This window comes from Campylobacter hepaticus (assembly GCF_001687475.2).
Taxonomy (GTDB): Bacteria; Campylobacterota; Campylobacteria; order Campylobacterales; family Campylobacteraceae; genus Campylobacter_D; species Campylobacter_D hepaticus.
Genome location: NZ_CP031611.1, coordinates 1,045,915 through 1,063,093 on the forward strand (window position 1 = coordinate 1,045,915; position 17,179 = coordinate 1,063,093).

Sequence of the window (17,179 nt, forward strand, 5' to 3'; positions counted from 1 at the left end):
CATATCATCTTGCTTGTATAATTATAAAAATATTTTTATAAGGTCTTATTATGCTTAATCTTGATAAATTATTACAAATTGCTATAAAAGCTAGTAAACAAGCTTCTAAAGCGATTTTAAAAGAAAGAAAAAATTTACAAATTTGGAAAAAAGAAGATAAAAGTCCTTTAACTTCAGCTGATCTTGCTTCTAACCAAATTTTAAGCGATGTTTTAGGATCTACAGATATTCAGATTTTATCTGAAGAAAATTTACTTGCACCGCAAAAATGTGAAAATTTAAAGCTTTTTTGGCTTGTTGATCCTCTTGATGGAACCAGTGGATTTTTAAAAGGAAGTGATGAATTTTGTGTTATGATAAGCTTGATTTATGAAAACCGTCCTGTTTTAGCTCTTATAGAAAATCCCTCAAAAGGAGAGATTTTTTATGCCCATGCAAAAACTAAGGTTTATAAAAACGATACAGTATTACACATTCATCAAGAACAATACCAAAAAAACAAATTCAAAGCTTTGCTTAGTGTAAACCATCTTAGCAAAGAAGATGAAAATTTTGCCAAAGAACATAAACTACAAGCTCTTAATATAGGATCAGGACTTAAATTTTGTGCTATTTTAGAAGGTAGGGCTGGAGTTTATAAAAGATTTGAAAATCTTCATATTTGGGATATCGTAGCAGGAGATTTTTTAGTTAATCAAAACGGAGGATTTATGGGAGATTTTCATAAGCAATACATCGCCTATCATCCTTTAAATCATAAAGCTAGACCTTTTATTTGTGTTTCTTCTAAAGACTTTTTGGAAGATTTTTTATAAAATTAGGGCAAAATGATGAGATATTTTTTTATTTTGTGTATAAGTTTGTTTTTAAATCCTTATCTTTTAGGAAGTGATTTTTCTCAAAAGAAAATCATTAAAATGAAAGGCGAAAGTGATCATTTTGAGCTTATTGATCTTAATCAAAAGTTTTTAAACCCAAAACTAGATGAGCAAAAATCTTTATTTGATAGTTCTATTTTATTAAAAAAAGAATCTAATATTAAAAGTAAGAATAAAAATTTTGCTATAGCTTTAACTTTTAGGGAAAATTTTGCTTATTTTTTAGAAAATTTTAAAGTCGATGCTAAAAATTTTTCTAGATCCTTTTCTAAAAATTTTATCAATAACTTAAAATTAAATTTAGCTAACCGTACAGCTAATAATCTTTATCAAAATTCTAAAACCTTATTATTGAGCTCAAAAGATGCAAAGCTTGTTAATATCAGCGCTTTTTTAAAAGAAGAAAAAGATAAATCTAAAATTTATACTGATTTTATAACCTATCTTGCAATAATCAATTTGCAAGATTTTTATATAAATTCTACTAATTATTTTATTACTAAAACTCAAGAAGGTGTTGCTAAGATCAATTTTAAGCTTTTATCTACAAGCAATGGAAAAATTCTTGTAGCAAAAAATATAAAATTAAAACTAGCGCTAAAAGGAAAAAATACCAAAGAAAACTATCAAGATATAATAAAACAAATGCCAAAAATGTTAGCTCAAGCTATAGATAAAGAAATTTATAAACTTAAACTTGATAAGTTAAAATAATTTAATTTAAAATTCTTCGTATTAAGCTTTGTAAATCTTTTTTGGCATTTTCTTCCTTTACAACAAAACATTGTGCTTTTGGCCAAAAATAACTTTTAGGATCTTCAAATTTTCCCCAACGCCAATCAAATCTAGGATGTAAAAGTACTATGGTTGGAATATTCATCGCTAAGCTTAAATGTGCTATGGCGCTATCTATACTTATGATAAGATCAATATCTTGTAAATGGTTTAAGGTATCATTCCAATTTTTTATTATTTTACCTCTATTTTCAACATTTTTAGGCAGTTTTTCATGAGTTTCTATTTGAAAAGAAATAATTTTATAGTTTAGTTCTTCTAAAGTATCAAGAAGAAATTCAGCTGGTAAATTTCTAGATAAGTCAGCATGAAGAGCATAAGGGGTGAAATAAAAAATACCTATTTTTTTTATTTTATTTTTAGGTTTTATTTGTGGTAATAAAGGTGTTTTTAATTCTTTAATTTCATTTAATGTAATATCTATTAAAAAAGGTAAAGAACAAATAGGTATAGCATAATCAAAATTTTTAGGCAAAATTTTTAATACTTTTAAATTTTTAAAAGTATTATTTTCTTCATTTAAAATTTTGATTTGATTTTTAAACATTTCATACATAGCGCTTTGAGGAGCAAATAAAACTTTTTGTGCTATCTTACAAAGTTTTTCTAAGCATCTTGAGTACATAATAGTATCTCCAAAACCTTGTTCACAAAATACTAAAATTTTTTTGTCTTTAAAAGCATTTGGACCTTCTTGGTTAAAAGCTTGCACACTTTTGTTATAATGGTAAGTAGAAAAAGTTTCATGATGCGCAAAGAAAAGTCTGCTTTCATATAATCTTTTACCTTCTTCAAAATTATCACTCACACCCATTCTCATCAAAAGATAAGCAAGATCAAATTGATAACTTGCATGAGATTCTAAACTTAAGCATTTTTGATAAGCATTATAAGCTCCTTGATAGTTTGAGTCAAATTCAAGTACTTTTGCATAATTTTGCCAAAATTGTGCACTGTATTGATTATAAATTTCTAAAGATTGAAAAAGACGCAAAGATTCGGAAATTTTAAAAAGTTTGAAAAGCAAATAAGCTTTTTGTGGTAAAATTTGCTGCGTTAAAAAATCTTCTATTTTAGAAATATTAAGATTTTTTTTCGTTTTGTTGTGCAATCTATTTTCAAGATCTTTTAAATCAATATTTTGTTCTATAAAAGTACTGCTTTGAAATTTTTTAATAAGTTCTTGCGCGAAGTCATATAATTGTTCATGCGCATGTAAGGCTTTTGTAAAATCGCTTTTAAAATAAATTTCTGCATAATGCTTCCATAAGTTTAAATTGTATGTATCTTCTGAGAGCAATTCCTTAAAAATTCTTTCAGCTTCTTCTAATTTATAAGCATATTCATAAGCAAAAGCTAATTCTAATTTAATTTCATTATATAAATCATCTTTGCGATCTAAAAGTTTTTGCAATAAATCAAGAGCATCATCAAATTTTTGATTTTTAATATAATTTTTAGCAAGCATGAGACCATGAAAACTTGTAGGACTAAGAGAAAAAAGTTCATAAGCATAATACAGACTTTTAGAAAAAAGCGAAAGCTTATAAGAGGCAAGCATAGCAAATTCTAAAGCAAATTCTGAATTTTCTTTTAATAAAATTTCACTTAATTCAAGACATTTTTGATAATTAGCATTAAAATAATAATAATATATTCTATCAAACATTATATAAAAACCTTTACATTAAACTTTATTTATAATAAATATATACTATTTCATGCTTTATCTTACCTAAAAAAATAATTGATTTTACAAATCCTATGAGTAACCTTTAATGTTTTAACAATCCATCTTTTAATATAATAAAAGTAAGATAAAATATATAAAGTAAATAAGTAATAATAAGTAATTTTATTTTAAAGGAAGGTTAAAAAGTAAACAAAGCATAGCTTTTAAAGCTATACTTTATTCTTTTAATACCTTATTCTTTTACCACAAATAACTAAATTGAGCATAAGCAGTATGAGTAGTAGCATCTTTACTATTTTGAGCATTATAATTCATACTCATAATAAAGCTTTGATTTAAAGGCAGTATTAAAGAAGCATTTGCAAATCTTTGTATTCTTGCTAAGTTTATTTCATCTTCTACTTTAATAGTACCAAAGCGTGCTTTAGTATGTATAGTAGTATTCATATAAAGTTTAGCTCCTAATTCTATAGAAGTCTTTAAATAAGGTAACCAGTCTTTAAAATAAGCAAAGCTAGCCTTAGTAGAAAAAAGATTATTGATATTTTTATATATTCTTTCTCCTTTTTGTACACTAGCCCTACCTTTAATATCTTTTATACTATAAGCTTGCATATAAGATCCTTCATAACCTAAACCTATTTGAGGAGTAAGCATATGAGATCCTAAGATAAAATTCATTCCTAAATCTATACCTCCTCCATAAGTATAAGCATTAGGATTAGCACTAGCTTCATTATTGGCTATTTTCTTTAAGAACTCATTTTTAATAAAAGCTGCTTTAGCTTGAGCTTTAATATAGACTTCTTGATTATTGTCTGTATAAAATAAGGTATTAAAATATTTTATACCTGTATAATAAGTACGGTTTTTTACATCAAAATAATAAGAGTTCATCTTAGTATCTTCATAACCTGCATAAAAACTATAAGTTCCACTTTCTTTTAAGGTAGAATAAGCAAGTATATTACCTTTAATATGTCCTTTACTTTTTTCATTTAAAGAAAGTTCTACACTTTGAGAAGAAAAATAAGGTAGTATAACTAAGGCATGTTCTTTAATATTATCATGAGTATAAGTTTGTATATCACTTTGTATATAATCATTAATACTAGCATATAAATTATCTTCATTAAAAGTAAGATTAGTATTAAGATTAAAATGATTAGGATTAAAAGTTAAACTTAAATTCATATTATTCATTAAGCCATCTACAAAAGCATTTCTTTTAATGCTAGAAGCATTTAAAGATCTAAAGCTTGCTCCTATAATAGAAGCATTAAGATTAAAGTCTGTAGAGATTTTTCCACTTAAAGCATCATAGTTTAATATCATTTCTCCACCACCATTAGTTTTTATTTTTTTTATATTATTTAAACTTACTCCCTTAACAAGATTTTTAATATCATTAAGTTCATCCATATTAAGATTACCTTGATCAACTATAAGGTTTCCAACCATAACAGAATTAGCACTTTTTCCTCCTACTGTAAGGGTTTGGAGTTTATTATTACTTCCTGTACGTATAGTCCAAGAAGTGATATTAACACTACCACTTCCTTCATTGCTTATGTTATAGCCATCAGTATTTGTTCCTATAGAGCCAAAGTTATTAAGCATTAGGGTGCCTGAGCCAGAGTTTGTTATACCTCCACTTATGGTGGCATTTTCTTGGTTGGTTAGGTTTAGATTACCATTACCAGAGTTTGTTATACCTTTTGTTATAGAACCAGTGTTGTTAAGCATTACATCGCCTGAGCTTTCATTGCTAATATTTTCAATGCTAGCACCACTTTGGTTAGTTATCATTAAATTACCTGTTCCTTGATTTGTGATGCCTTGAGTTATAGTAGCACTATTATCAAGTATTACATTACCTGAGTTTGTATTCATGATAGAACCTGAGATGGTGGCACTATTGCTACCATTGTTTTTATTTTCTATCATTAAATTACCTGTTCCAGAGTTAGATATATTTCCTGTTACACTACCTTGGTTTTCTAGGCTAATGGTATTTGAACTTTTGCTTATGATATTACCTTCTATTTTTCCTTTATCTTTGTTTATTATGCCAGCTTTACCACTAGTTGAAGTGATTTGTCCTGATTCTTTTATAAGAATAGCTGCTTTGCTTTCTTCATCACTTTGTTGGCTTTCATCAAGGGAGCGGCGTTTTCTGCTTTTACCATTAGCATCAGCTTTTATGGTGCCTTCGTTGACTAATTGTCCTTGTATTTGAGCGTCATTTTGTATTGTTATGCCAGATGTTATAGTGCCTTTGTTTTGAATATCACCTATAATTTTGGTATTTGTTCCACTTATGGTTATTTTATCGATAGTTCCTAAATTACTTATAGCTGTATTAGAATATGATTGAATTAATGCTCCATTATTTACATTTATATCTGCTATTTTACCTTTTGCGTTTAAAATAGCTTCTTGTCCTGATTTTATTGTTGAGTTATCAATGTTAAGTCCGCTTAAATTAGCTTGATTTTCTAATTTAATCGCATTTTGTTTTGCTTGAACTACAGCTTGATTTTTTAGTTCTATTTTAGAAGCTTGAGATCCTGTGCCTAAAAAAATTCCATAATGATTACTATAAATTCCACTAGCTATTTGAGAGCTTCCAACTATAATAAGTTCATCTAAATTTTGCCACTGTGCTATGCAAACACCAAAATGTTCTCCATAAACTATACTACCTTCTTCTAAAGTAATGGTACCAAACTTACCATAAGTTACAGAGATGCCAGCTTTTTTGGAGGCTATAAGACCTGTATTGGTTATATGTTTTATGGTTCCACCATTTTCTAATTTTATAGCAGCACCGTAATTTACAGTTTTATCATTGGCAATGATGCCTTTATTGACAAAATGATCAATATTGCCACCATATACATGTACACTTGTGTTGCCACCATATATAATACTTGTATTATAAACATAATTAATTTTTGCTGTTTTGTTAAATCTAATAGTATCATTACCATAAATAGTCCCACTATTAATGAAATTGTTAATAGTTCTATTACCATTTACTTCTATAGCATTACTTTGATCGTTATTAGTACTCTTAATAGTCCCACTATTGATAAAGTTTTTAACATTTGAACCATTAAAAATAATAGCTTGTTTTTTACCTTCTATATTTCCTGTATTAAGAATATTATCAATAATTGAATGTGCAAACTTAATAGCTTCTTGACTTGAACTCTCACTTTTTATAGTCCCAGCATTAATAAAATTAGTAATTCTTGTTTGTTTTAAAGTTTCTATGGCTTTGCCATTTTCAGCTTTAATAGTATCCATATTTAAGAAATCAGTAATAGTAGTATTACTTAAATGCAATGCAGTGTCTTTAGCTTGTATGGTAGCAGTATTGATAAAATGTTTGACTGTAGCTTTGTGACGATTGTTATTGCCACCATTGCTATCATTACCACTATCAAACTTAACCCCATACTTAGCCATATTACTTCCTATTAGACCCTCATTTAAAAAAAGATCTATAGTAGTATTACCATGGTTTTTATCAGGTCTTCCTATAAGTACACTAGCATTATTAGAACTATTACTATGATTACCTACAATAATACCTGTATTAATGAAGTTTCCTATTTGTGTATCTTTGCCTTCAAATAAAATACCATCACCATTTGAAGCATATATAATACCTGAGTTTTTAAAAGAATCTAATTGTATCTTTCCATTATTTTCTCCTTGAAAATAGATTCCATAATTTTCATTTGAATTTGATGATTGTGAATTATGAAATATAAGACCTTCATTGGTGAAAGTATTTATATTAGTTTTATCTTTAAAATTAATACCTGAATTATTTTCACCTCCTATAATGCCTTTATTATTAAAAGTATCTATATTAGCTTGATTAATAACTAAACCTCTTTGTTGTCCAAATATGAGACCTTGATTATTAAAATGATTAATATTTACATTAGGTGCTATCCATATACCGTTATTGGTAGAAGCATAAATATATTGTTCATTATTAAAAGTATCTATATTAATTCTAATCAATATTCCTGCTTCATTTCCTTGTAATACACCTTCATTAGTAAAAAGATGTATTGTAGCTTGTTTTGGGAATTTATCATAAAGAGCAAGACCAAATTTACTTCCTCCTATAGCTCCTGCATTATAAAAGTACTTTATTGTGGCATTATTTAATTCATTATCCATTCCTATTTGTATACTAGAATAATTTCCTTGAGCTTGAATGATTCCTTGATTATAAAAAAGGTAAATATTAGCATCTTTTTCAATATTTATAGCTGGTGAGTTATTAACTCTTATATTGGCCATTTTTTCTATCCAAATAAGACCAGATTTGTCTTGACCTTTACCAGAACTTATGGTTTTTGAATTTGTTTGATGAGAATTAATATGAGTGTAACCTTCATAAATTTGAGCTAGGGCTAAAGAGCTTAAACAAGAAATAGTAGCTAAAGATAAAATAAGTTTTTTGGAAGAAGCCATTACCCCCCCGTGTTGTATACACTAGACTTTAAATATAATTTTTTCATAAAATATTATCCTTTATTTTAAAAAAATACAAAAATTGTAAAAACTAAAATATTATAAAAACTAGATATTGATTTTTAGTGTTTAATAAATTATTCAAACACAAACTTAAATGAATCAATTTATATAAAATGTTTCATCTTAAAAGTAAGATAAAATACATAAAGTAAATAAGCAATAATAAGTAATTTTGTTTTAAAGGAAGGTTAAAAGGGACTTTGTTTTTCATTTTTGTGGTTTTAGCTATCTTATAAATTATTAATTTATCATAAAATCATAGATATTTTTAATAAAAATTGTATTTCACATTCACTTCACTTAAATAGTTTAAAATATGAATAATTTTTTTAAAAAAGGAGAAAAATAATGAAAAAACATATTTTAATTGCATCAGCACTTTTAACAGCTTCCATGCTTTTTGGACAAAGCGTTAAAATTCAAGGCACTATTGCACAAATTTATGATAATAATAAAACCTTGCTTATTGATTCTATCTATGGGGGTCAAGTAGCCATTAAAGTTTTACCAAATACTAAAATAGAAATGGATGATTGTGGTATTTTTGGCACAGATAAAGATGGAACTTTTAAAGATTTGAAAATTGGAGATTTTTTAGAAAGCAAAATTGCTTATGAAAATTCAAAAAATCTTCCTCTTGCTAAAAAAATTGAGATTCAATGTTATAAAAAAGCTTATTAATATCCCTATAAATTTAGGGATATGCATCATAACTTTTATCTAAAAAAATACTTTAATTTTAAAATTTAAACTTTTTGTTAGAGAGCAATTTATACAATATGCTTATGATTTTAAATTCAAGGATAATAATGAAAAAATGGATTGTTCTTGTTATTTTGTTGATATTAAGTTTTATTATTTATATATCTTATATAGCTTATGTTAATGCTTTATTTTTTGATAAACTTAGCAAAAACAATAATGCCCAAATAAGCAATGCTCAATTTCATAAAGGTTTTTTAAAATCTTATGGAAGTTTTACACTTAAAGATAGTTTGCATCCTAATTTTTTAATCCAAGTTAATCTTGAATTTTATAATCTTTTATTTAAAGAAGATATAAAAGGAGAAATAATTTATCCTTTTGATTTTTTAAATCACAGTTTAAAAAACAACAAATTAGCAGCTTTTACCGTACAATGGAATAAAAATAAAATTAAAATTTTTCTAAAGCTTGAAGATATCAATTTAAACCATGAAGGCGGAAATACTTTGATAAAAGGTGGGAGCATTGAAAGCGTATTGAATGAAAATCTAGAGATTACAGATATTAAAATGCATTTTAAAGATATAGTCTTTTCTCAATTTTATACTCAATTTAACTTAGAAAATTTATCTTATGAACAAAATTTTGATCATGGCATTTATCTTTATGATTTTAATTTTTTAAGCGATAGTAAACAAGAAATCAGCTTTGATTCTCTTAGTTTTAATCACAATAAAATCAAAGCTTTTCATAGTCAAAGCCAACTTAAGCAAGATGCTAAAACATTAAAATTTAAAATAAAAGGTCAAAGCAAAGAAGTTAATATATATTTACCAAGTGTATTTCATGAAAATCTTAATTTTGAAAAAACAAATTTTAATATTAGCATGGATAAAAGTTTTGATTTAAATTTTAATTTTTTAGATTTGTTTGAAAAAAATATAAATTTAAATATAGAAAATCTTAATTTTGAAAAAAATAAACAAGATATTAAAACTCAAGGACATATTCATATCCATGAAAATATTTATCAAGCAAAATTACAAATTATAAGCTCAAAACAACCTGATGAAATTTTTATTTGGGCACAAAATTATGGGGGTTTAAATCAATATTTCTTTAAAGAAAACCATCATTTTATATTGAATTTAATTTATGATAATACCATAAAACCTCAATTAAAAATCAATGGTAAAGAATTTACAAATATGGACTTAAACTAATGAATCTTGCTTTAACTTTTCGTCCTAAACATTTTCATGATATTTTAGGGCAAGATGAGCTTGTAGAAATGTTTAAAAAATTTATTGCTATGCAAAAACTTCCCCATAGCATTTTTTTTGGTGGTGCAGGTTGTGGAAAAACCACTTTTGCTAGAGTGGTGGCAAAAGAATTTCATCTAGATTTTTACGAATTTGATGGTGGGAATTTTAAACTTGAAGAATTAAGAAAAATTTTAGATCAATACAAAAACAGTCTTTATAAACCTTTAATTTTTATCGATGAAATTCACAGACTTAATAAAAGTCAACAAGAAATGTTTTTAATCCCTATGGAAAATTACCGTTTGATTTTAATGGGTGCTAGCACACAAAACCCTTATTTTGTTTTAAGTTCAGGCATAAAAAGCCGCTCTATGTTTTTTGAATTTAAAGCTTTAAGATCAAAAGAATTAGAAATTTTACTCTGGCGCGTACAAGAAAAGATACAATTTAATATCGATAAAGATGCAAAAGAATTTTTACTAAAAAGTTCTGATGCAAGAACTATGCTAAATTTACTTGAATTTGCTTTAATTTTAAATGATAAAGAAGTTCATCTTCATACTCTTAAAAAACTCCAAAATACCTCTAATGCACCAAGAATGGATTTAAAAGATGAACATTATGTACTCATTAGTGCTTTGATAAAAAGTTTACGTGGGAGTGATGTTGATGCTGGACTTTATTATCTTGCAAGATTGATTCATATAGGAGAAAGTGCAGAATTTATCGCTAGACGTTTGGTGATTTTTGCTAGTGAAGATATAGGAAATGCTGATCCTAATGCCTTAAATTTAGCTGTTTCAAGTTTAAAAGCTGTTAAAAGTATAGGCTATCCTGAAGCAAGAATCATTTTAGCTCAATGTGTGATTTATCTAGCAAGTGCTATAAAATCAAATGCAAGCTATAAGGCTATTAATAAAGCTTTAGCTTATGTAAAAAATCATGAAGCTTTAGACATTCCAAATTATCTAAAAAACCATGACAAAGAAAAACAAAACTATCTTTATCCCCATGATTTTAATGGCTGGGTAAAGCAAAAATATATGAGCAAAGATTTAAAATTTTATCATAGCAAGGGTTTTGGTGAAGAAAAAAGATTGTTAAATAATTTAAATGAGTTGAAAAATTTTAAGACTTGATTTTCTTATTTAAAATTTACAAAATAAATGCTAAAATTAGATTTTATTTTCAAGGAATAAGATGGTAAATATAGGAATTTATGGTGCTAAGGGTCGCATGGGAAAAGAAATTCAAGCATGCTTAAAAAATGAAAAAGAAGTTAAAAACTTAGCACTTTATGATAAGGATGGGAACTTAGAAAGCTTTTTTAAACAAAGCGATGTAATCATTGATTTTTCATCTGCTGAGGGCACTTATAAGCTTTTAAATTATGCAAAAAGCAAACCTAAAGCTTTAGTGATTGGTACAACAGGATTAGATGAAAAAACTTTTCATCTAATGCAAAATATTAGCGAACTTATGCCTATTTTTTACGCAACAAATATGTCTTTGGGAGTAGCAGTTTTAAACCATCTTGTAAGTCAAGCAAGTACTATGTTAAAAAATTTTGATATAGAAATTTTAGAAATGCATCATCGTCACAAAAAAGATGCACCTAGTGGTACAGCTATAAGCTTGGCTGAAAGTGCAGCAAAAGCTAGAAATTTAGATCTTAAAAATGTTAAAATAAGTGGGCGTGATGGGATAATAGGAGAAAGAAAAGAAGATGAAATTGCCATCATGAGTTTAAGAGGTGGTGATATAGTAGGACGCCATACTGTGGGTTTTTATGAAGAGGGAGAATTTTTAGAACTTCATCATAGTGCTACTTCAAGAGCAACTTTTGCTAAGGGTGCTATTAAGATTGCTATTTGGCTTAGTAAGCAAAAAGCAAAAATGTATTCGATTAACGATTTTTTAGGAATTTAAATGTGTGCGATTGTAGGAGTTATTAATTCAAAAAATGCAAGCACTTATGCGTATTATGCGCTTTTTGCAATGCAACACCGCGGGCAAGAAGCAAGTGGTATTAGCGTAAGTAATGGCAATAATATTAAAACTATTAAAGCTAAGGGCGAGGTTAATCAGATCTTTAATCTTGACAATCTTAAAACCTTAGAAGGTGAACTTGCTATTGGACATAATCGTTATTCTACCGCGGGAAATTCAAGTTTAAATGATGCTCAACCTATAGCTGTTAATTCTGTTTTAGGTGATCTTGCTTTAGCCCATAATGGAAATTTAGTCAACAAAGAAGAAGTAAGATCAAAGCTTATTAAAGATGGGGTGATTTTTCAAACAGATACAGATACAGAAAATGTTATACACTTAATCGCAAGAAGCAAAAAAGAAAGCTTAGAAGATAGACTGGTTGAAAGTTTAAAAAAATGCATAGGTGCTTATTGTTTTGTTTTGGTAAGTAAAAATAAACTTTATGTTGCAAGAGATGCTTATGGAGTGCGTCCTTTATCTTTAGGACGTTTAAAAGATGGGGGTTATATAGTTGCTAGCGAAACTTGTGCTTTTGATCTTATAGAAGCAGAGTTTATTCGCGATGTAAAACCTGGGGAGGTGTTGATTTTTACCCAAGGAAATAATGAATTTAAAAGCATACAAATTGGATCTAAGATCGCTAGAATTTGTGCTTTTGAATACATTTATTTTTCTAGACCCGATAGTATAGTTGAGGGAAAAAGTGTTTATGAAATACGCAAAAAAATGGGGGAAGCTTTAGCTAAAAAATTTATGCACAAGGTAGATTTTGTCGTACCTATACCAGATAGTGGGGTTAGCGCTGCCATAGGTTTTGCTCAATACTTAAAAATTCCTCTTGAAATGGCTATAGTAAGAAACCACTATGTAGGAAGAACTTTTATAGAACCTACTCAAGAACTTAGAAATTTAAAAGTCAAACTTAAACTCAATCCTATGCACAAGGTTTTACAAGATAAAGAGATTGTTGTGATTGATGATAGCTTGGTACGGGGAACAACTTCTAAAAAAATTATTTCCTTGCTACGTAGTGCAGGTGCAAAGAAAATTCACCTTGCCATAGCCTGTCCTGAGATCAAATTTCCAGATATTTATGGGATTGATACTCCTACTTTTGAAGAACTCATTAGTGCTAATAAAAACATAGAAGAAGTGTGTCAATACGTGGGCGCTGACTCGCTTAGTTTTTTAAGCATAGAAGAACTCATTAAAAGTATAGGAGATGAAAGAGAGTATTCTTTAATCAGTTTTAATGGAGATTATTTTATAAAATAATATCATTTTGTATTAGGATTTGGTAAGGTTGCACTTGTACTTCCCGCATTTACATTTAAAACTGGGTTAATGGGTGCATCAATTTGACTTAAAAGCTCTAAAGTTTGTTCAAATGTAAAACTTTCTTCAGGATTTTGTCCTAAGAATTTTTGCATCAATTCTTTTTTAGATATGGCTTCATCAAGTTCTTTATCACTTCCTTTTTGATAAGCCCCTATGCGTAGTAAAACTTCATTTTCTTTTAAAATAGAATTTAAACGCTTAAATTTTCTAACCCACATTTTATGTTCAGGGCTTATGATATCATTCATGATTCTTGAAGCAGAATTTTGTATATTAATAGGTGGATAAATTCCAAAGTCTGTAAGCTCACGGCTTAAAACAATATGCCCATCTAAAATAGAACGGCTTTGATCAGCAATAGGATCACTCATATCATCTGCATCAACAAGCACAGTAAAAAAAGCCGTAATAGTACCCTTTCCTTCTTCTTTGCCCGCTCTTTCCATGAGTTGAGGCAAAAGACTTAAAACGCTTGGGGGATAACCCTTGGTTGTAGGTGGCTCACCTAAAGCAAGCCCTATTTCTCTTTGTGCCATAGCAAAACGTGTTACACTATCCATGATAAAAAGTACATCTTTGCCTTGTTCTTTAAAGTATTCTGCTACACTCATAGCACAAAAGGCACCATATTTACGCATTAAAGCGCTATCATCACTAGTTGCTACAATAAGCACTGTATCATCAAGTTTACCCTCTAGGTTTTTTTGTATAAACTCAGGAATTTCGCGTCCTCTTTCTCCTATAAGTGCTACAACTTTTATGGGCGCTTTAGAATTTTTTACTATCATTCCCATAAGAGTAGATTTACCCACACCACTCCCTGCAAAAATTCCTAGCTTTTGTCCTACACCACAAGTTAAAAGCCCATCAATAGTTTTTACTCCTACAGGAAAAACTTCTTCTATCATACCTCTTTTCATAGCATCAATGGGCGTACGCATAATAGGCATATATTTACTAACTTCTATAGGAGCTTTACCATCTTTAGGACGCATAAAAGGATCTACCACACGCCCTAAAAGCTCATCACTAACACCTATTTGCATACCCGCATCACTGATAAAAGCACGATCTCCTATCTTAAATCCTTCTATAAAAGAAAAAGGGCTAAGATAACTTGTTTGATCTTTAATTTCTACTACCATGGCTAGAGTATTTAAATTTTCATTTTCACTTGAAACAAGTTTGATAATATCACCTATACGTGTTTTTAATCCTCGAATTTCTATATTTGTAGCAGAAATTTTAGTAATCTCTCCAAATATCGCACTTAAGTTTTCTTTACCAAGTCTAGCACGCAGTTTTTCTAAATTCATAACAAATTAACCTGTTTTGAAAGATTGATAAGTTCAAAAAATTCTTTACGTATTTTTTCATCTTCTAAAAAAACTCCACGCAAAGAAGAAGTAAAAGTTGTAGAATTGATCTTTTGCACTCCACGCATTTGCACACACATATGACGCGCTTGTATAACAACACCAACACCTTTTGCATTTAAATTTTCCATCAAGCATTGTGCAATTTGCTCACTAAGTTGCTCTTGAAGCTGCAATCTTTTAGCATACATTTCTACAATACGAGGAATTTTGCTCAATCCTACCACTTTTTCATCAGGAATATAAGCTACATGAACATGACCAAAAAAAGGTAAAAGATGATGTTCGCAAAGACTATAAAATTCTATATCACGCACTAAAACCATTTCTTTATTTGAGCTTTCAAACAAAGCATCATTTAAAATTTCTTTAGCATTTTGTTTATAGCCACTAGTAAGAAATTCATAAGCTTTAAAAACACGATTTGGAGTTTTTATCAGTCCTTCACGAGTGGGATTTTCACCTATAATTTCAAGCATAGTTTTAATACAATTTTCAAATTGTTCTTGCAAATTTTTCTCCGATTTTATTTTAAATTTTTAAGTCATTTAAGTTATTATTGTAATCTTATCATAAATTGCTTTAAAATTTTATGCAAGTAATAAGGAAAAATTTGTTATTATTTAAAGTAAAAATTTATATTAAGGAAAATATATGGAAGTAAAAGCAAAGCAACTAGACTCTGTTAATGCTACTGCTAGTGTGACAATTCCTTCAGGAATGATTAAAAATGAAATACAAAATTTAGCAAAAAAAGCTTCTAAAAGCGTAAAAATGAACGGTTTTAGACCAGGCAAAGTTCCTATTGCTGCTGTGCTTAAAAGATATGAAAAAGAATTAACTCAAGATGCAGAACAAAATCTTTTTAAATCTGCTATAAATGATATTTTAAAAGAATTAAAAAAAGAGGCAAAAGAACTCGTAGGAGAGCCTTATTTTGAAAAATTTGACCGCAAAGAAGGAGAAATTGTTGCTCAATTAGCACTTTCTTTTAAACCTGAATTTAAACTTGATGGCTATGAAAAACTGATTCCTAAATATGAAATTCCAAAAATAAGCAAAAAAGAAATTGAAGAAAAAAAAGAAGAATTATTAAAACGTTTTGCTAATGCTCAAGCTATTGAAACAAAAAGGGCTTTAAAAGAAGGTGATTTTGCAAAATTTGATTTTGAAGGTTTTGTAGATGATAAAGCTTTTGAAGGCGGTAAGGCTGAAAACTATGTTTTAGAGATTGGTTCTAAACAATTTATTCCAGGTTTTGAAGAAGGCATGATAGGAATGAAAGCAGGAGAAGCAAAAGATATCAAAGTAACTTTTCCTCAAGAATATGGTGCAGCACATCTAGCTGGAAAAGATGCGGTATTTAAAGTAAAACTGCATGAAATTCAAGAACTTAAAATTCCTAAACTCGATGAAGAAATGCTTAAAAAACTTCTGCCTAATGAAGAAAAAGCAAGTATTGAACTTTTAGATGAAAAAATCAAAGAACAACTTAAAAATGAAAAACTTTTTAAACTTATCAATGATGAATTAAAAGCTCAATTTGCAGATGCTTTAATACAAACATTTAATTTTGATCTGCCTCGCGGCATAGTAGAACAAGAAATTGATATACAATTTAAAGCAGCATTAAATACTTTTAATGAACAAGAACTTGAAGAAATTAAAACAAGTAAGGAAAAATATCAAGAAAAACGTGATTCTTTTAAAGAAGAAGCACAAAAAAGTGTAAAACTTACTTTTATTATCGATGAACTTGCAAAACTAAGAAATATTCAAGTTAACGATCAAGAACTTATTCAAGCGGTTTATTTTGAGGCTTATCGTTATGGTATGAACCCAAAAGAACACCTAGAAAACTATAAAAAACAAGGGGCCTTGCCTGCAGTAAAAATGGCTTTAATTGAAGAAAAACTTTTTAATGATATTTTCATACCAAAGATTGAAAAAACAAATAAAAAAGAGAAAGAAGATAAATAATGTTTATTCCTTATGTTATTGAAAAATCAAGCCGTGGAGAAAGAAGTTATGATATTTATTCACGTCTTTTAAAAGATAGAATAGTTATGTTAAGCGGAGAGATTCATGATGAACTTGCTGCTTCTATTGTAGCTCAACTTCTTTTTTTAGAGGCTGAAGATCCTCAAAAAGATATTTATCTTTATATCAATTCTCCAGGTGGTGTGATTACAAGTGGATTTAGCATTTATGATACTATGAATTATATCAAGCCTGATGTATGCACTATTTGTATAGGTCAAGCTGCTTCAATGGGGGCGTTTTTATTAAGTTGTGGCACAGAAGGAAAACGTTTTGCTTTACCTAACTCACGCATTATGATTCATCAACCTTTAGGCGGGGCAAGAGGTCAAGCAACAGATATTGAAATTCAAGCAAAAGAAATCTTAAGACTTAAAACCATACTTAATGATATTTTGGCAAAAAATACCAAACAAAAAATCGCTAAAATCTCAAAAGACACAGAAAGAGATTTTTTCATGTCAGCACAAGAAGCCAAAGAATATGGACTAATCGATAAGATTTTGGAGAAAAATTTTAAATAATTTGCTTGAT

At 28.3% G+C, this 17,179-nt stretch carries 13 protein-coding genes; 9 read left to right on the forward strand and 4 right to left on the reverse strand.

Annotated features, from left to right (window positions below; translation table 11 throughout):
• Nucleotides 1-50 precede the first annotated feature (50 nt).
• Together A2J15_RS05125 and A2J15_RS05130 are read left to right on the forward strand one after the other, a co-directional pair.
• Entirely contained in the window at nucleotides 51-815 is a 765-nt protein-coding gene (locus tag A2J15_RS05125) for a 3'(2'),5'-bisphosphate nucleotidase CysQ (RefSeq protein WP_066777682.1), read from the forward strand.
• Between the two features lie 15 nt (nucleotides 816-830).
• A complete protein-coding gene (locus A2J15_RS05130) occupies nucleotides 831-1,592 on the forward strand; it encodes a hypothetical protein (protein ID WP_066777684.1) in 762 nt (253 codons plus the stop codon).
• A gap of 1 nt (nucleotide 1,593) precedes the next feature.
• On the opposite strand, the gene A2J15_RS05135 is transcribed toward A2J15_RS05130, so the two are convergent.
• Both A2J15_RS05135 and A2J15_RS05140 read right to left on the reverse strand, forming a co-directional pair.
• Nucleotides 1,594-3,342, reverse strand: coding sequence for a hypothetical protein (locus A2J15_RS05135; RefSeq protein WP_066777686.1), 1,749 nt, complete (start codon nucleotides 3,340-3,342; stop codon nucleotides 1,594-1,596).
• 264 nt (nucleotides 3,343-3,606) lie between these two features.
• On the reverse strand, nucleotides 3,607-7,866 hold the full coding sequence (locus A2J15_RS05140) for an autotransporter outer membrane beta-barrel domain-containing protein (RefSeq protein ID WP_116980502.1): 4,260 nt from the start codon (nucleotides 7,864-7,866) through the stop codon (nucleotides 3,607-3,609).
• Between the two features lie 411 nt (nucleotides 7,867-8,277).
• Between A2J15_RS05140 and A2J15_RS05145 the strand changes: the two genes are divergently transcribed.
• The 5 genes from A2J15_RS05145 to purF all read left to right on the forward strand — a co-directional run bounded on the left by A2J15_RS05145 (nucleotide 8,278) and on the right by purF (nucleotide 13,166).
• Nucleotides 8,278-8,610, forward strand: coding sequence for a hypothetical protein (locus tag A2J15_RS05145; protein WP_066778635.1), 333 nt, complete (start codon nucleotides 8,278-8,280; stop codon nucleotides 8,608-8,610).
• Between the two features lie 128 nt (nucleotides 8,611-8,738).
• The gene (locus tag A2J15_RS05150) at nucleotides 8,739-9,857 is read left to right on the forward strand and encodes a hypothetical protein (RefSeq protein WP_066778632.1); all 1,119 of its coding nucleotides are present in this window, start codon (nucleotides 8,739-8,741) and stop codon (nucleotides 9,855-9,857) included.
• Nucleotides 9,857-11,038: a replication-associated recombination protein A gene (locus A2J15_RS05155; protein WP_066778630.1), complete on the forward strand. Its 1,182-nt coding sequence runs from the start codon at nucleotides 9,857-9,859 to the stop codon at nucleotides 11,036-11,038. Before A2J15_RS05150 ends, A2J15_RS05155 begins: the two co-directional genes overlap by 1 nt.
• Before the next feature lie 61 nt (nucleotides 11,039-11,099).
• On the forward strand, nucleotides 11,100-11,828 hold the full coding sequence (dapB, locus tag A2J15_RS05160; protein WP_066778628.1) for a 4-hydroxy-tetrahydrodipicolinate reductase: 729 nt from the start codon (nucleotides 11,100-11,102) through the stop codon (nucleotides 11,826-11,828).
• The gene (purF, locus tag A2J15_RS05165) at nucleotides 11,829-13,166 is read left to right on the forward strand and encodes an amidophosphoribosyltransferase (protein WP_066778626.1); all 1,338 of its coding nucleotides are present in this window, start codon (nucleotides 11,829-11,831) and stop codon (nucleotides 13,164-13,166) included.
• A gap of 2 nt (nucleotides 13,167-13,168) precedes the next feature.
• On the opposite strand, the gene fliI is transcribed toward purF, so the two are convergent.
• Both fliI and folE read right to left on the reverse strand, forming a co-directional pair.
• On the reverse strand, nucleotides 13,169-14,545 hold the full coding sequence (gene fliI / locus A2J15_RS05170; RefSeq protein ID WP_066778624.1) for a flagellar protein export ATPase FliI: 1,377 nt from the start codon (nucleotides 14,543-14,545) through the stop codon (nucleotides 13,169-13,171).
• Complete coding sequence (gene folE / locus A2J15_RS05175) at nucleotides 14,542-15,117, reverse strand: GTP cyclohydrolase I FolE (protein ID WP_066778622.1); 576 nt, start codon at nucleotides 15,115-15,117, stop codon at nucleotides 14,542-14,544. The genes fliI and folE overlap by 4 nt, the downstream gene beginning before the upstream one ends.
• A gap of 142 nt (nucleotides 15,118-15,259) precedes the next feature.
• On the opposite strand from folE, the gene tig reads away from it, so the two are divergent.
• Together tig and clpP are read left to right on the forward strand one after the other, a co-directional pair.
• Nucleotides 15,260-16,585, forward strand: coding sequence for a trigger factor (gene tig, locus A2J15_RS05180; RefSeq protein WP_066778620.1), 1,326 nt, complete (start codon nucleotides 15,260-15,262; stop codon nucleotides 16,583-16,585).
• Nucleotides 16,585-17,169, forward strand: a complete 585-nt coding sequence (clpP, locus tag A2J15_RS05185) for an ATP-dependent Clp endopeptidase proteolytic subunit ClpP (protein ID WP_066778617.1) — start codon at nucleotides 16,585-16,587, stop codon at nucleotides 17,167-17,169. Before tig ends, clpP begins: the two co-directional genes overlap by 1 nt.
• Nucleotides 17,170-17,179 lie beyond the last annotated feature (10 nt).

Excerpts from the sequence above, each read along its gene's own strand:
- A2J15_RS05125 (WP_066777682.1), top strand. The coding sequence starts at position 51 with ATGCTTAATCTTGATAAATTATTACAAATTGCTATAAAAGCTAGTAAA.
- A2J15_RS05130 (WP_066777684.1), top strand. The coding sequence starts at position 831 with ATGAGATATTTTTTTATTTTGTGTATAAGTTTGTTTTTAAATCCTTAT.
- A2J15_RS05135 (WP_066777686.1), bottom strand. The coding sequence starts at position 3,342 with ATGTTTGATAGAATATATTATTATTATTTTAATGCTAATTATCAAAAA.
- A2J15_RS05140 (WP_116980502.1), bottom strand. The coding sequence starts at position 7,866 with ATGGCTTCTTCCAAAAAACTTATTTTATCTTTAGCTACTATTTCTTGT.
- A2J15_RS05145 (WP_066778635.1), top strand. The coding sequence starts at position 8,278 with ATGAAAAAACATATTTTAATTGCATCAGCACTTTTAACAGCTTCCATG.
- A2J15_RS05150 (WP_066778632.1), top strand. The coding sequence starts at position 8,739 with ATGAAAAAATGGATTGTTCTTGTTATTTTGTTGATATTAAGTTTTATT.
- A2J15_RS05155 (WP_066778630.1), top strand. The coding sequence starts at position 9,857 with ATGAATCTTGCTTTAACTTTTCGTCCTAAACATTTTCATGATATTTTA.
- dapB (WP_066778628.1), top strand. The coding sequence starts at position 11,100 with ATGGTAAATATAGGAATTTATGGTGCTAAGGGTCGCATGGGAAAAGAA.
- purF (WP_066778626.1), top strand. The coding sequence starts at position 11,829 with ATGTGTGCGATTGTAGGAGTTATTAATTCAAAAAATGCAAGCACTTAT.
- fliI (WP_066778624.1), bottom strand. The coding sequence starts at position 14,545 with ATGAATTTAGAAAAACTGCGTGCTAGACTTGGTAAAGAAAACTTAAGT.
- tig (WP_066778620.1), top strand. The coding sequence starts at position 15,260 with ATGGAAGTAAAAGCAAAGCAACTAGACTCTGTTAATGCTACTGCTAGT.
- clpP (WP_066778617.1), top strand. The coding sequence starts at position 16,585 with ATGTTTATTCCTTATGTTATTGAAAAATCAAGCCGTGGAGAAAGAAGT.